The sequence below is a fragment of the Specibacter sp. NPDC078709 genome (assembly GCF_040686795.1).
In the GTDB taxonomy this organism is placed as follows: domain Bacteria; phylum Actinomycetota; class Actinomycetes; order Actinomycetales; family Micrococcaceae; genus Specibacter.
The window spans coordinates 162916-177896 of the sequence record NZ_JBFBLU010000008.1; the positions used below are offsets into that span (position 1 = coordinate 162916).

The 14981-nt window shown below is 59.8% G+C and carries 14 protein-coding genes and 1 rRNA gene; 5 read left to right on the forward strand and 10 right to left on the reverse strand.

Going from position 1 to position 14981, the window contains the following annotated elements:
* Positions 1–6: 6 nt before the first annotated feature.
* Positions 7–1380, reverse strand: coding sequence for an MATE family efflux transporter (locus AB0P14_RS15100; protein WP_363843920.1), 1374 nt, complete (start codon positions 1378–1380; stop codon positions 7–9).
* Positions 1381–1400: 20 nt separating this feature from the next.
* Complete coding sequence (locus tag AB0P14_RS15105; protein ID WP_363843923.1) at positions 1401–2315, reverse strand: LysR family transcriptional regulator; 915 nt, start codon at positions 2313–2315, stop codon at positions 1401–1403.
* 71 nt (positions 2316–2386) lie between these two features.
* Between AB0P14_RS15105 and AB0P14_RS15110 the strand changes: the two genes are divergently transcribed.
* Positions 2387–3334: a DMT family transporter gene (locus AB0P14_RS15110; protein WP_363843926.1), complete on the forward strand. Its 948-nt coding sequence runs from the start codon at positions 2387–2389 to the stop codon at positions 3332–3334.
* Here AB0P14_RS15110 and dnaB read toward each other — a convergent pair.
* The 3 genes from dnaB to AB0P14_RS15125 form a co-directional block, all read right to left on the reverse strand.
* A complete protein-coding gene (gene dnaB, locus AB0P14_RS15115) occupies positions 3331–4710 on the reverse strand; it encodes a replicative DNA helicase (protein WP_363843929.1) in 1380 nt (459 codons plus the stop codon). The two genes, AB0P14_RS15110 and dnaB, sit on opposite strands and share 4 nt — an antisense overlap.
* Before the next feature lie 480 nt (positions 4711–5190).
* On the reverse strand, positions 5191–5358 hold the full coding sequence (locus tag AB0P14_RS15120; RefSeq protein ID WP_363843932.1) for an LPXTG cell wall anchor domain-containing protein: 168 nt from the start codon (positions 5356–5358) through the stop codon (positions 5191–5193).
* 157 nt (positions 5359–5515) lie between these two features.
* Positions 5516–6202, reverse strand: a complete 687-nt coding sequence (locus tag AB0P14_RS15125; RefSeq protein WP_363843935.1) for a discoidin domain-containing protein — start codon at positions 6200–6202, stop codon at positions 5516–5518.
* A gap of 138 nt (positions 6203–6340) precedes the next feature.
* Here AB0P14_RS15125 and AB0P14_RS15130 point away from each other — a divergent pair, with 138 nt between their 5' ends.
* Entirely contained in the window at positions 6341–6874 is a 534-nt protein-coding gene (locus AB0P14_RS15130) for a DUF1801 domain-containing protein (RefSeq protein ID WP_363843938.1), read from the forward strand.
* An 88-nt stretch (positions 6875–6962) separates the two neighbouring features.
* Here AB0P14_RS15130 and rplI read toward each other — a convergent pair whose 3' ends face one another.
* The 4 genes from rplI to rpsF form a co-directional block, all read right to left on the reverse strand.
* Positions 6963–7412, reverse strand: a complete 450-nt coding sequence (gene rplI, locus AB0P14_RS15135) for a 50S ribosomal protein L9 (protein ID WP_363843941.1) — start codon at positions 7410–7412, stop codon at positions 6963–6965.
* Positions 7413–7427: 15 nt separating this feature from the next.
* On the reverse strand, positions 7428–7667 hold the full coding sequence (gene rpsR, locus AB0P14_RS15140; protein WP_005273147.1) for a 30S ribosomal protein S18: 240 nt from the start codon (positions 7665–7667) through the stop codon (positions 7428–7430).
* Positions 7668–7762: 95 nt separating this feature from the next.
* Positions 7763–8386 (reverse strand): single-stranded DNA-binding protein, encoded by a 624-nt coding sequence (locus AB0P14_RS15145; RefSeq protein ID WP_363843944.1) that lies wholly within the window; start codon positions 8384–8386, stop codon positions 7763–7765.
* A 62-nt stretch (positions 8387–8448) separates the two neighbouring features.
* Entirely contained in the window at positions 8449–8754 is a 306-nt protein-coding gene (gene rpsF / locus AB0P14_RS15150) for a 30S ribosomal protein S6 (protein WP_062286061.1), read from the reverse strand.
* Between the two features lie 335 nt (positions 8755–9089).
* Between rpsF and AB0P14_RS15155 the strand changes: the two genes are divergently transcribed.
* The 3 genes from AB0P14_RS15155 to AB0P14_RS15165 are packed head-to-tail and all read left to right on the forward strand — an operon-like array spanning position 9090 to position 14501.
* A complete protein-coding gene (locus tag AB0P14_RS15155; protein ID WP_363843947.1) occupies positions 9090–10538 on the forward strand; it encodes a DUF3375 domain-containing protein in 1449 nt (482 codons plus the stop codon).
* A 6-nt stretch (positions 10539–10544) separates the two neighbouring features.
* Positions 10545–11195 (forward strand): DUF4194 domain-containing protein, encoded by a 651-nt coding sequence (locus tag AB0P14_RS15160; protein ID WP_363843950.1) that lies wholly within the window; start codon positions 10545–10547, stop codon positions 11193–11195.
* The gene (locus tag AB0P14_RS15165) at positions 11196–14501 is read left to right on the forward strand and encodes an ATP-binding protein (protein ID WP_363843953.1); all 3306 of its coding nucleotides are present in this window, start codon (positions 11196–11198) and stop codon (positions 14499–14501) included.
* A gap of 388 nt (positions 14502–14889) precedes the next feature.
* Here the strand turns inward: AB0P14_RS15165 and rrf are convergent.
* Positions 14890–14981 (reverse strand): 5S ribosomal RNA (gene rrf, locus AB0P14_RS15170); the annotation flags it as partial.

The following is a 14981-nucleotide window of genomic DNA, read 5'->3' on the forward strand; positions in this document are numbered from 1 at the left end:
TCAAGTCTAGCCGCGGCCAGCAGGAACACCGGTCTGCATCCAGCGACCCGTTCGTGCACGCAATCCCAGGGTCAATCCGCGGGCCCCCATGTACCCCACGCTGAACGCTGCCCAGACCCAGAACATGCCCGGCACAGTGTCACCGAAAGCCTCTTGACTCACCCAGTAGAGCAGCGGCAAATAGATCACGAGGTTTGCCAGTCCCGCTAGGGCTAGATAGCGGGCATCCCCTGCCCCAATAAGGACTCCGTCAAGAACAAACACGTACCCGGCCAGCGGCTGCCCCACAGCCAGTACGAGCAGCGCCGCGGCTAGGGCCGCATGGACGCTGGGATCAGTGGTGAAGATCCAGCCGACCACCCCTGAAACAGCTGCAAGTCCCACACCTGTGAGGACACCAAACCCCAGCCCCCAACGAGTCATGGTCTTGGTCAGGCGCCGCACTTGGGCAACGTTGCCAGCGCCGAGCTCCTTGCCAATCAGGGCCTGGGCAGCAATGGCCAGCGCATCCAACGCGAACGCCAAGAAGCTAAAGATGGTCATGGCCAGCTGATGGGCCGCCAAGTTGACCGGCCCCTGTGCCGTCACCACCACCACAGTTACCAAAATGGCGGCCCGCAAGGAGAGCGTGCGGAGCATGAGCCAACTGCCGACTTGGGAGACCGTCTTGACGCCACGCCAGTCCGGGCGCAGCCCCACCCCATGAAGGCGGGCAGCTCGCGCCACAATGACAAGGTAGACAGCGGCCATTCCCCACTGTGCGATGACGGTGCCGGCTGCTGCGCCACCCACCGAGAAGTTGAAGCCATAGACCAGCACAAAGTTCATCACGATGTTGAGCCCAAAGCCGGCAGCGGCCACGATCAGCGGTGTTTTCGTGTCCTGCAGTCCACGGAGGACACCCATCGCCGCCATGACCAGCAACATGGCCGGGATTCCCGCCAAACTAATCAGAAAGTATTCCTGCGCATACTCCAGCACCTCACCTCGAGCACCCATGGCGGCGAGGAGACGGCCTCCGGTCAGTATGCCCAGGACGGAAAGTACCACTCCGAGAATGGCCGCCAACCACAGGCCGTCCCGACCCACCGCTAGCGCTTGGGCATGTCTGCCCGCCCCCAACAGACGCGCCACGGCCGGCGTGGTGGAATATGCCAAGAACACCATAAGCCCGACGACGGTTTGCAAGACTGTGGCGGCAAGCCCGACGCCGGCCAGCTGGGGAACGCCCAAATGTCCAACAATGGCCGAGTCAGCTAGGAGAAAGAGTGGCTCAGCTATGAGCGCCCCAAAGGCTGGGATCGCTAAGGCACGGATCGCTTTGGCTGTGGAACGGCGGGCCGTCAGCGCACTGTCAGGCGTCGATTCTGTCTTAGGCATGAGTCAACAGTATCGGCTGGCTAGGCGCCTTGGGGATCGAGCAGTTCTCGCATAATTTGCTGCAGAACGTTGATGACTTGGACAACTGCAGCACGTTCCATAGCCTCTGGTCGGGCAAGAATATCAATCCGCCGCCCCAGTCGTGGCTCACGCAACGGAAGGAGAAGCAGATCGGCAAAGTAGCGCCGGTTCACCAGATAGCGAGGCATCAAGGAGATACAGTCGCCTTGGTCCACAAGTGAGGCGGCCACAAAGAAGTCGTTGATGCGATGGACCACCTGGACCTCCTCCCCCGCGATGGTGCCGATCATTTCAATGGCCCCCGCCAAAGGGAATCCGGGGTGCACAGAGATCCACCGTTCATCAAGAAGGTCTGTGGGTTTGACACTCTTTTGCTGAGCCAGACGATGCCGCACACTGACCGCCACATCCAACGGTTCATAGGCGAGCTCCGTGACCTTGACGGTGACGGGCCAGGGCGTGCTGTTGGCCATTCGGTGCGCGATGACCAAATCATAATCAGCCGTCAGAGTGGCAAAATCTTTCTGGGCTACGTCTTGGTCGAACAGGTGTACCGCGGGGCCTCCACCATCATGCAGTGCACGTTCTAGAGGACCGAAGTAGGCCAGAGCGGCGCTATGAAAGGCAGCCACGGTGACCGGTTCGTCGGTGTTTTCCCGGAAGGAGTCGACGGCGGCATCGGCCTTTGCCAACGCGATTTCCACTTCCACAGTGGCCGCACACAAAGCCAGTCCTGCCGGTGTGAGCGCCGTCCGGCGGCCAACTTTATAGGTCAGCGCTGTTCCGGCTTTGCGTTGAAGTGCCGTGAGCTGTTGAGAAACGCTCGACGGCGTTACCTCCAACGCCTGAGCCGCTGCGGCGATGCTTCCCCTGTCACGAACCTCTCGGAGAGCGCGTAGTTGCGAAATTTCCATAAGTTCAAACTAATGCATTGGATGACAAAAGTGCTCTGGTTTGCTGGTATTTATGCGCAGAGTATTAGAAAGTGAAAAGTACTTGGGATCGCCTAAATGTGGATATTGCGCTACTTGCCGTGGCCTTTGTCTGGGGTAGCAGTTACCTAGTGGCCAAGGATCTGACAACCGTGATGAGTGTCCCGGCAGTTCTAGGCTGGCGTTTCCTCGTGGCGTCAGCAGCCTTGGGAGCGCTGTGGCTGCTGCGGGTGCGCCGTATCCCTGGCCGCGCGGAAGTGTGGACAGGCGTGCTTTTAGGATTGACCCAAGCGGCCGTGCTCTTTCTGGAGACCTTTGGCGTGGCACATACTCAGGCCAGCAATGCCGGACTCGTGATCAGCTTAACCGTCATCTTTACACCCCTGCTCGACTCCTTGGCGTCACGAAGGTGGCTGCCGCCGTCGTTCTTCATTGCGGCGACCGTCTCCGTAGTGGGGGTGGCGCTCTTGGTCACCGGAGGTGGTTTCCGCACCCCCACCGTGGGTGACGCCCTCATGCTCGGAGCCGCAGCGGTGCGCGCGGGGCACGTGACCTTGATGGGGGCCTTGACGGCCAACAAACCCTATAGCTCTATCACGGTGACCTTGATTCAGTCTGCGATCTGCGCACTCGTGGGCATAGCCTTCAATCCCGCGGAGATCCTCGGTTCGGCCGCACACTTCTCAAGCTCCATATGGCTGAACCTGGCGTACTTGGGCCTAGCCTGCAGCGTCTTCGCATTCCTGGTCCAGCTCTGGGCTGTCCGGCGCACCTCGGCGTCCCGAGCCAGCTTGCTCATGGGCACCGAACCCGTGTGGGCGGTGTTGGTGGGCGTCGGCCTGGCTGGCGAAACCTTAGGTTGGTTGGGCGTCCTAGGCGCAACCCTGATCGTTGCAGGCTGCTATGCAGGGCAAAAAATCGAGGCACACTTCAGGGCTGCCCGGGGCGCCAGAGCGGGGGCGGTAACCCCCACTCAGATGGTTCAAGTCAGCAACAGCTAGTAGCCGCCACCGTTTTCGCTGGCCATGTTGGCAAAGCGCGAGTAGTGACCCTGGAAGCCCAACACGATCGTCTTGGTGGGACCGTTACGGTGTTTGGCCACAATCACGTCAGCCTCGCCGGCACGGGCCGATTCCTTGTCATAGATGTCTTCACGGTGCAACAGGATGACCATGTCGGCATCCTGCTCAATGGAACCGGATTCACGAAGGTCAGAGACCATGGGCTTCTTGTCGGTTCGCTGTTCGGAACCACGGTTCAGCTGTGACAGAGCAACTACCGGAACCTGAAGTTCCTTGGCCAGTAGCTTCAAGGCACGCGAGAACTCGGAAACTTCCTGCTGGCGCGATTCAACGCGCTTGCCCGAGGACATCAGCTGCAGGTAGTCAAGGACCACCAACTTCAAATCGTGCTGCTGCTTCAGGCGCCGGCACTTAGCTCGAATTTCCATCAGCGACATATTCGGAGAATCATCAATGAACAGGGGGGCATCGTTCATTCGACCCATGGTCGTGGCAATCTTGGACCACTGATCGTCCTTGACAGTTCCCTTACGCAGATCCTGCAAGCTGATGGTGGCCTCGGCCGACAACAGTCGCATGGCGATTTCGTTCCGACCCATTTCCAGGGAGAACACCACGGTAGCCATATTGTGGTCAATGGCTGCCGACCGCGCCCAGTCAAGGGCGAATGTACTCTTACCGACGGCCGGTCGGGCTGCGATGACAATCATCTGGCCGGGATGCAGACCGTTGGTCAATTCATCAAATTCGTAGAATCCGGTGGGCACACCTGTCATGCCTTGACCCTTGTGGCCGGACGCTTCAATCTCATCCACAGTGGATTCCATAACGTCCTTGAGCAGCACGTAATCCTCGGTGGTGCGGCGTTCTGCCACAGCGAAGATCTCGGCTTGGGCGGCGTTGACGGTATCTTCAACTTCGCCATCTTGGGCATAACCCATCTGGACAATCTTGGTGCCGGCGGTGACGAGCCTGCGGAGAACCGCGCGCTCGGCCACAATCTCAGCGTAAAAGCCTGCGTTTGCTGCGGTGGGCACGGACTGGATCAGTTGGTGCAGATAGGCGGCACCGCCAATTTTGGTGATCTCGCCGCGTTTGGTCAGCTCATCGGCAATGGTGACGGCATCGGCAGGCTCACCGCGGCCATAGAGGTCCAGAATGGCCTCATAAATGCTCTCGTGCGCCGGCCGGTAAAAGTCGTTGCCACGCAGAACTTCAACAACGTCTGCAATGGCGTCCTTGGAGAGCATCATGCCGCCCAAGACGCTCTGTTCGGCCACTAGGTCCTGAGGCGGTGTCCTGGCAAAGTCCGGCTCGCGGGAAGTATCCCTTTTGTCCATGGCTGGAGCTGACATGTTGGTGCCCACTTTCTGCCCTGCTGGCCGGGCCTTTCATCATCTCACGATGACACATTCTTATGTTGCTGCTCCTACTTACCAGCTGATACCGACAAAGTTGTCAAAAGCGGAGGCGTTCTTTGCAACGTTAGACGCACAAATGCCATCTACCAACCCCATTGTCCACCCTGCCTGTGGATAACCGGTGCATTAACTGCCCCTGCTTGTGCACAGGATGGGGACAAGCATGTGGACAACTCTATCTGCAGGCCCTTAAAGTGCCTCTGACCTGCGCAAACACTGTCCACCCCCTGTGGATTACTACATTTTTTCAAAGATGCTTCTTCTCACATCACACTGTGGACTATGCGGTTAAGGAAGATATGCCGCTGGGATATCCACAGACATATGTCGCACTGTGGATATCCCAGCGGCGCGCATCGTCCTCGGGTGCGCTTAGAGGCTTTCATTCGCTTCCAATCGCCTGCCCCTTCGCTTTTATGCGCGCTTGGGCATGTGCTTCCTCCTAGACCTGGCCACGAGGAAGGCTCCGGCAGCCAGAATCAGCAAGCCCAATGACAGGGCTACGGCGACTGCGCTAGGACCGGTTTCAGGCAACTCGCCCTCGGCCGTGGAGGTCCCGTCAGCAGGAACCGCGGCTGGCACTTTAACACTCTGCATTGCATTCGGCGAGGCACTAGAGGTGCTGCTGGCCAACGTGCTCCCTGAGGCACTGGAACTCTCAGCTTCAGTCGGCTCCGGCGATTCGATCTCCCCACTGCGCTCCGTAGCTACAAATTCGCCGCAGGCAATCCACTTATCGTCACAGGAGCTGACACCTGTCATACGGATGAAGCGTGCAGCCGAGCCGTCCAGTTCGACGGTTTGAATCCTCGAGACGTTCTCCCAAGTCGCTGCGACAGGCGTTGCCCACGTGGCGCCGTCGGTGGTCGGTGTTTGTCTCCATCGCGACGTCCTTGATGCGACCATTAGCGGAAGCGCGGCCTAGGCAACCGGCGCTGACACGATTGCGCTCCTTGCCCAAATCGATAATGATCCAATGCGGAGGAGGTGTGGATCCGGCGCTCCATGCAGAGGTCCAGCCCGGCTCCTGTTCACAGTCCCCCAAGTTGCTGGCTGGCCGGTGCTCTGAGACGGTTTCTTCACTGCTGAAACCGGTGACGGTCATATCAGTGCAAAGGACTGGTGTGAGAGTCTCTTCCGCGGGTTTCGTGGGTTCGGTGGGTTCGGTGGGTTTGGCGGGTTCAACGGTCGGGGTGGTGTCTTCGGTAACTTCCTTCTTTGCGTTGCACTCTCCGCAGGTGACCCACTTGTTGTTATTGCTGCCATCGCCGCGGGTTTCAATGCCCGTGAATTTAACGTAGCGGGCTTCCACGCCGCCCATTTCAATGCATCTGGTGTCAGCATTCTCGACCCACGTGGCAACCGTCCCTTCGCTGCTGACACTGATCACTCTCACAACCAATACATCCGAGCTATCCGCGTCCATGCGGCCATAGATGAAGTCGCGGGCGACGCATGAGCCAAAACCCCACGATAAACAGCAGGGCTTAGTGGAAACTTTGAAGCACCCGCCTCGAAAGGTTTGCCCGCACTATGCTGAGAGCGAGAATAGGAGAGCCCGCCCATGGTTACCAAACCCAACGCGACAAAGACCCCTGGCGCAGCTGCCAACACCAGGACAGCCAGCAAGGCGGCCCCCAAGTCAGCCAGTAAGTCCACCAACAAGACAGCCCGTACCGGCGCAGACCCCGTGGAGTTCATCAACACAGTCGACACCACCGCAACCCGCCGCGAGGATTCCCACACGCTACTGGCGCTGATGCAGGCAGTCACGGGTCAGCCACCCTATATGTGGGGGCCCAGCATCATTGGCTTCGGTGAGTACCACTACACGTACACCTCAGGCAGAGAAAGCTACGCTCCCGCCGTCGCATTTTCACCGAGGAAGGCCAACCTGGTGGTCTATGGGCTCAGCTATCCGCCAGCTGCCGGACCGTTACTGGAGAAGCTGGGGAAGTTCAAGGCGAGCGTGGCCTGCGTGTACATCACGAAGTTGGCGGACGTGGATCTGAAGGTGTTACGGGAACTCATTGCCCTGACGTATGAGCATTCCACCACCACAGACATCCAATCTTTGCAGTCTCGGCGCAAGCACTAGCACCACCCTCAAAAGCAACAGCAAGCACACACCAAAAAGGCCCGGCCCCCACTAAGGGGACCGGGCCTTTTGAAGCAGTGCAGCGAGACTAGTTCGCTACAACGTTCAGGGTGATCGTCGCTGAAACGTCTTCGTGCAAACGAAGAGTTGCAGTGTGCTTGCCAACCGACTTGATGTGGGCGGGCAATTCAACCTTGCGCTTGTCAATGTTTCCGAGACCTGCAGCGGCAACAGCCTTTGCAACGTCATCAGCCTTGACGGTACCGAACAGGCGGCCTGAGGCGCCTGCCTTAACCTTGAGAACAACAGTGGCGGCCGTCAGAGCAGTTGCCTGCTCCTGTGCAGCTTCAACGGTTGCGTGTGCGTGAGCAGCACGTGCAGCCTTGATGGCTTCAACCTGCTTCTCACCACCCTTGGACCAGGTCAGAGCGAAGCCGCGGGGCAGAAGGAAGTTACGTGCGTAACCGTTCTTCACCTCAACGATGTCGCCAGCGGCACCGAGGCCGCTTACTTCGTGGGTCAGAATGAGCTTTGACATGTTTAGTTATCTCCCTTAACCGCGGCCAGCGCCGGAGTAGGGCAGCAATGCAACTTCGCGGGCATTCTTGATTGCCTGTGCGATCTTGCGCTGCTCCTGAACGGTGACGCCCGTGACGCGGCGCGCACGGATCTTTCCGCGATCAGAGATGAACTTGCGCAGCAATGCTACGTCCTTGTAGTCGATGACGGTAACGTCAGCGGCCTTCAAGGGGTTGGACTTTGGTTTGGGCTTACGGAGTTCAGCCTTAGCCATCGTGGAGCTCCTTAGTATTCGTGGAGCCCGTGGATATTAATCCGCGGGATGGTGTGCGTACGGCGGTTGCCGCACTATTTGTAAAAATTTTGTGGCTAGAAGGGAGGCTCGGAGCTATCCGGCCCAGCGCCCCAGCCGCCGGTTGTTCCACCGGGCGTAGCCCAGGGATCAGCCGCCGGTGCGGATTGTGGCTGCTGCTGTTGACCGCCGCCCCAAGGAGCGTTTCCGCCACCCTGAGAGCCGCCGCCGAAGCCGCCTTGTCCTCCGCCAGCGTTGCCGCCGCCGAAGTTTCCGCTCTGGCCACCTTGGTTGCCCTGGCCGCCACCGAAGTTGCCCCCACCCTGAGCGCCGGAGCGCTGGGTGCGGTTAACCTTGGCGTTGGCGTAACGCAGCGAGGGGCCGATCTCGTCGACCTCAAGCTCCATGACGGTGCGCTTTTCGCCTTCTTTGGTGTCGTAGGTCCGCGACTTCAGCCGGCCTTGAACGAGTACGCGCATGCCCTTTGTGAGGGATTCGGCAACGTTTTCGGCCGCTTCACGCCAGATCGACGCGCGGAGGAACAGCGTTTCGCCGTCCTTCCACTCGTTACTCTGACGATCAAAGGTCCGCGGAGTCGACGCAATGGTGAAGTTCGCTACTGCTGAACCGCTCGGGGTAAACCGAAGTTCTGGATCACTGGTGAGATTACCAATGACCGTGATAGTGGTTTCGCCTGCCATCTGCTCCTGCTTCCTGCTTGGTGGTTTCCTACAAAGGAAAAACTATAAGGTGTGTGCCGAAATTACTCGGCAACAACCTTCTGCTCTTCCGGACGGGTGATCTTGGTGCGCAAGATGGTCTCATTGATACCAAGCAAGCGATCAAGTTCCTGAGCGGTAGCAGGCTCAGCGGTGAAGTTCACCACTGCGTAGATACCTTCAGACTTCTTCTGGATGTCATAAGCCAGGCGACGACGGCCCCAGATGTCAACCTTTTCGATGGTTCCACCATCGTTGGTGATGACATTCAGGAACTTCTGAAGCGACGGCTCAACGGTACGCTCATCAACATCGGGGTCGATGATTACCATCAGTTCGTAAGGACGCATATGTGAACCCACCTCCTTTGGTCTAGGCGGTTACGGCATTTCCGTAACAGGAGGTTCTTTTGCGGTGCCGGTGCGGCGCGGACACTCAATGAGTGGTCCCGATGCCAGCACAGACTTGTCCATCTTACCGTAAGTACGACGCCGGGCACTCACCCCTGCGCGTAACTCTCACCACACGCTGGTCTCAGCCTCCGCCCATCCCCGCCGCCCATCCCCGCTTCGCGGCATCGATCCGTGAGAAATGGTCGCTTTCACGGATCAAAGCGACCATTTCTCACGGATCGATGCCTTAAAATGGGAGTAATCCCGTCTCCTTTGCCGAAAGGCCCTGCCGTATGCGCTCCACTGACAACGCCGTTGCGCAGTGGCATGCGCAAAAACAGCTGCGGCTGAGCCCGGCATGGAAGCTGCTTCAGGGTGCGCCGTGGACGTTGGCGTTCCTGCGTGCGGAATTCACTGCCGCCACACAACGCGTGCCGCTCGAGGAGTTCCACGCCGATCTGGCGGACTTCATGAAGGAGCTGCGCGAAGAAAACCTCAGCCTCAATGAGGCGTGGCAAGCATCCCACTACGCCGATTCCTGGGTGCGCAGCCAATTCTTAGCCCGGCCCATGGTGGACGGCAAGTTCCACTACGAACCCACGGCAGCCACGGCGCGCGTGCTGGCCTTCATCGACACCTTGGGCGGGCGCCACACCAACCTGAACAGCTCGCGTCTGAGCACCTTGCTTAACAGTATTGAGACGCTGTCACTGCAAAGCGATCCCAACCCGGAGTCGCGCATTGCCGCCCTCGAAGCTGAAATTTTAGATAGTCAGAATGAGATCACAGCACTGAAGAACGGCGCCAGCCCGGCCGTGCTGTCCAATGATTCCGCCGTTGCCGCTACTCGCAGCGTGCTTGACCTGGCGGCCAGCCTCCCTGCAGATTTCAAGCGAATGCGCGACGGCGTCGAGGTCATGTTGCACTCGATCCGCACCGAGATCATGGAATCGTCCCTATCCAAGGGTGTGGCCGTAGGTCAGGTGCTGGCAGGAGACAAGGCCCTGCGCGGGACCGCCGAAGGGGAGACGTTCCGGGGCTTCACCGAGTTCCTCAATGACCCAGTGCAGCAGGCCCGGTTCCGGCAGTCGGTCAATGAAGTGCTGGAACGTGACTTCACCGACGCGCTCACTGCCGAGGAACGCAACAACCTGGCCTCGCTGGTTCGTGAGATGCGCCGGCAGGCTGGCGAGGTTCACGCCATTTACGGCCGCTTGTCCGAGAGCCTGCACGCCTATGTCCAATCGGCTGAGTTCCAAGAGTCAGTGCTGCTGCGCAAAGCCATCCATGCCGCAGAGTTGGCGGTGGCCACGGCACCGCTGGGATCCCGCACGCCCGTGGTGGCACCGCTGCTGTTCTCCCCCAACTTTGAAACGTTGGCCGGGCTGGGAATCTTCAACCCGGAGGACCACGTGCCGCCACCCAAGCTGGCCGCCCCGCCGGCCCTGAGTGACGCCGATATCCACCGCACCCCCTCCACTCCGGCGCCGGACATGCCCAAGCTGCTGGCCGCCGTCGAACATGCAAGAGAAACCCGCAATGGCAGCGCCACCTTGGCGGATGTATACACGTCCTTGCCGGCGGAGCTTCAGCACATCAATACCATTCGCGGGCTCATTTTGGCCGCACGCGGCAACAACAACAGCATCACGGTGGAGAGCACCGAGACACTGACATTCACGCAGATCGACGGGACCACGCGCACTGCAACTGTCCCCCTGTTCACCTTCACGAAGGACTGACGCACCATGAACACCGAGCGAACCCTCTTTCCCGGCGATACCGGCTCCTTTCCGCTGGATATGCGTCAGGCGCTGGTCCGGCTGCTGCGTGGACCGTACATTGACGGGACCGCCGATCCGGCGCTGTGGACCACCATCCTCACGCATGCGGTTTCGCTGCAGCAGTACCTGAGTGAGATCTTCTTGCTGCTGAGTGTTGATACTGAGCGCAAGATCGCGCTGCTCACTCCGGCCGAGATCGATTCCGTTCACACGCAACCCATCGTCGCCAGGAAGCCGCTACGCCGCGAGGAGACGCTGTTGGCGCTGCGCCTGCGGGTGATGCTGGACAGGCATGCCGGTTCGGGGACGGATGTGAGTATTTCCCGCGATGGGGCCCGTGAAATTCTGGCCGAGCATCGTCAGCCCGGTGCCGTTGATGACAAGCGCATGGATGAGCAGACGGACGCCGCACTGGCCAGGCTGCTGAACCTCAAACTCATCCTGCCGACGGAGCTCCCCCACGAATACCGGGTCAGCAACGCCCTTGCCCTGGCGCTGCCGTTCGATTCCATTGAGCAGATCCCGGCCTACCTGGCCGCCCTAGAGCAATCCGCCACCGACGCTCTGGACCTCGAGTCCGAGCAGCCAGCTGAACCACTGCAGGAGATCTTCTAAGTGAGCATTGCAACCACCCTGCCCATCGGCGAAGAAATCAACCCCGGCCAGTTCCGGCTGAGCCAGATCCAAATCATCAACTGGGGCACCTTCCACGGCCGCCACAGCATGTACGTGGACCGCGCCGGCACCTTGCTCACCGGCCATCCGGGCGTGGGAAAGTCCACCCTCTTTGACGGCATCCAGCACATTTTCTATGCTGCTCCGCGCCTGAATGAGTCAGCGCACGACGCCTCCAACCGCAAGGACCGCCGCACCACGTTTAGCTACATGCGCGGGCGCAAGATCAAGACGGCCGACGGCGTTGAATACCAACGCCCCAGCGCCACCTGGAGCGCCACGGCGTTGGTCTTTGAGGACGGCTTGGGACGCCATGTCACCATTGCGGCACTCTTTGACCTGCCGGCGAATGGACTTGAGGGTCAGGTGGGCAAGCATTATCTGATCCACAACAAGCCCTTGGACACCGAGGCGCTGGAGAAGCACGGGAGCCGCCGCTTTTCGCCGTCGTCCCTGCACGCCGCACTGCCCGGCGCCGAGGCCTTCGATGTCCACAAGACCTTTGCTGAGCGCTTCCGGCGCAAGCTGGGCATCCACAATGACAAGGCCTTCAACCTGCTGCGCACCTTGCAGAACGGCAAGGGCCTGGACAAGGGCGTCAACCGCTTCTTCCGCTACGAGGTGCTGGACAAACCCGCAACCCTGACCGCGGCCGCTGCGGCTGTGGAGGACTTCAGCCACTTGAGCGGAATCTACCGCCAGCTCGAGGATGCTCGCGGACAGCGTGATGCGTTGGCCCCTGTGCCCGAACTGCATGAAAAACTACGTGAACTAGCAGCACAACATGACCGCACAGTTGAGCTAAAAAATGTTCAGCTGCCCTTGCTCCGCCAGCAGTTCCAAGGCGAACTACTGGCTGCCCGTGCTGTTGCGCTGGCGGAAGCGCGGGCACACAAGCAGGCCGAGATCGCGTCCGCCACGCAGACCAAGGATGCCCTGAGTGAAACCGTTGCGGCGCTGGCCAGCCAACACGCCAGCCACGGCGGGCAAGCTATTGACGGCCTGGAAAAGGACATTCGTGCCAGCAAGCGCGAGCTAGCAGAGCGGACGCGCATTGAAGCCGCCGTACGGGATGATCTCGACAGCGCCGGACTCGTCTATGACTGGAGCGCGCAGGGCCTTGCCGCTGTCCGCGCGGAGGCAGCGGCCGGCGTCGAACGTCAACAGGAGCAGACCGCTTCGGCGCGTGCTCTCGAGTACCAGGCTGTGGCGACCAGCGTAAACGTCAAGGCGCAGGAGGCTGCGTTGCGGGCTGAGATTGCCGCTTACCAGCGCCGCGGTTCCAACATTGACTCACGCAGCGCTGCGGCCCGCCGTGCCATTTGCGCCACGACCGGCTTGGACGTGGCGGACATGCCATTTGCCGGCGAACTCGTGGATATTGGCAGCGAGCACAGCGCTTGGCGGCCTGCTGCGGAGAAGGTGTTGCGCTCACTGGCTACCACGTTGCTGGTCCGCGGCGCCGATATTGCTGCCGTTACTGCTGCTATCAACTCCCTGGACGGGCACGGCAAGCTGCGCTGGATCAACCTCGGCGTTCCAACGAAGCCGGCCAAGGCGGGGCATGCGCATCTTGTCACGAAACTAGATTTTCACGCGTCCGACGCCGGATCCTGGCTTCGCGAGAAAATCGCCGGCGACTTTGCCTTCATCTGTGTGGACGACGATGCCGAGCTGCACAACCATGCGAAGGCGGTTTCTCGGGCTGGGACCCTGAAGCTGAGCTCGTCTCTGTTTGAGCGGGACACTCGCACCATCAATCCTTCTGATTACCTGCTCGGCTTCAACAATGTGGCCAAGATTGCTGAATTGGAAGAGCAAGCGCGGCTCCTCGCTGCCGAGCAGGCTGCTGCGGATGCGTCGGCCACACAGAGCAGCTTGGCCAAAGACGCCTCGGCGCGCAGGCTCTCTACTCTGAAGCGGATTGCCGAAGATGACAGGAGCTTCGAGCAGCTGGATTCGGCAGCACTTGCTGCATCTCTTGCAGGATTGCAGGCAACTCTAGAACAGACCATTGCAGGAAGCACCACATTGGCTCAGCTGCGAGATTCCCTCGCGGCCGCCCAAGCTAAACTAGAAGCTGCCGTGGGCCGTGTGGCTGTGCTGCACCACGATCTCTCCGGTATTGAGAAGGACCTAGCTTCCGTCCAAGACGTACTGGCCGGAAGCGGCCCCGGAGGCTCCCCTGTAAATACGGCAGAGGAATGGGCGCAGGAAGCATTCGCTCCCTATCTGAGTGACGGGGATCCCGCCACCTTGGATGAGCTGGAGGTGCTATTGAGCCATGTCGCTGTGGACTTAGGTGAACGCATCGCCACCATCAAGGAGCGCCAGTTCCGTACCGAAGGTGCACTGAACGAAATCTTCAAGGCGTTTGCCCGCCAGTTTGGACCTTCCATGAGCGCAAGCCATGGCACGGGCGCCGAGGCCGCACCTCATTACGAAGAGTTGTATGCGCGCATCGTTTCTGACGGCCTGCCGCAGCGCCAAGATGAATTCAAGGAATACTTCAACAACCGGTCGTACGAACGCTTTTCGGACCTCCTACAACTGCTCGAGGAAGAACGCCGCTCCATTGAGGAGCGCATCCTGCCGCTGAACCAGATCCTGGAGGATGTTCCCTTCGAGAAGGGCAGCCGGCTACGGCTGGAGGTCAAGACAAGCATTCCGGACGAGGCGCGAACATTCCGCCAAGAACTCAAGGAGGCTCTGGGCAATGCCTACACTCAAGCCACCGAGGAAACCATGGCTTCGAGTTACCAGCAGCTTGAGCGTTTGGTTAATGCGTTGGCGGATCCGGCGTTGGCGCATTGGGCAGACACCGTCCTTGACGTACGCCAGCATGTCACTATCAGCTGCAACGAACACCGCCCTAATGGCGAAGTAGAGATGGGCCTGGAGCCCGGCACTCTCTCCGGCGGCGAGGGTCAGCGTTTCACGTCCTTCATCATGGGCGCAGCTTTGGCCTACCAGCTGGGGATCGATGTACAGGGATACAGCACCTACGGGACAGTCATGATCGATGAGGCCTTTATTCAGGCCAACTCCGAATACGCGGGCGCCGGCATCAATGCACTCCAGGAGTTCGGCTTCCAGCTCCTGCTGGCTGCCCCTGAGGACAAGGTAGACCTATCCAGGCACCTAGGCTCGGTCACGGACATCATCAAGCACCCACAGGCCAACGTCTCAGGCTTTGTCTCCACAGGTCAGTCCCCTGCAACGGCAACGGATATTATCCTGCGGTAGCGCGGTGTCGGTTTCCGTGCTGCTGCACGGTACGGCTTGCCGGCGTCTGGCCGTGCTGCTGGGTGCATATGAGTCGTTTACCGGACGGCCGCGACCGGGCTCCAAGACAGGCACACTACCCCTTTAAACAGTGGTGGCCGCCCTGGTAGGGGTGGCCATTGTTGTTGTTGTTGGTGCTTGCTGGATTCGAGAACGTAGTTGCTGCGATGTGAATCGTGGATTTGTGTCGTGTTCTGCAGTCTCGAATGGTTTCATGACGTGATCTGTTGTTTCGATGTAGGCGCGGGGTAGGTGTTGGCTGCTACTTCGTTGTTGTTGTTTTTGCTTGTTAATGTGGGGAGGCCCCGCACCTTGTGTGGTGCGGGGCCTCGACCCTTTTTTACGTGTTGTCCGGCGGTGTCCTACTCTCCCACATCCTCACGAATGCAGTACCATCGGCGCTGTGGGTCTTAGCTTCCGGGTTCGGAATGGGACCGGGCG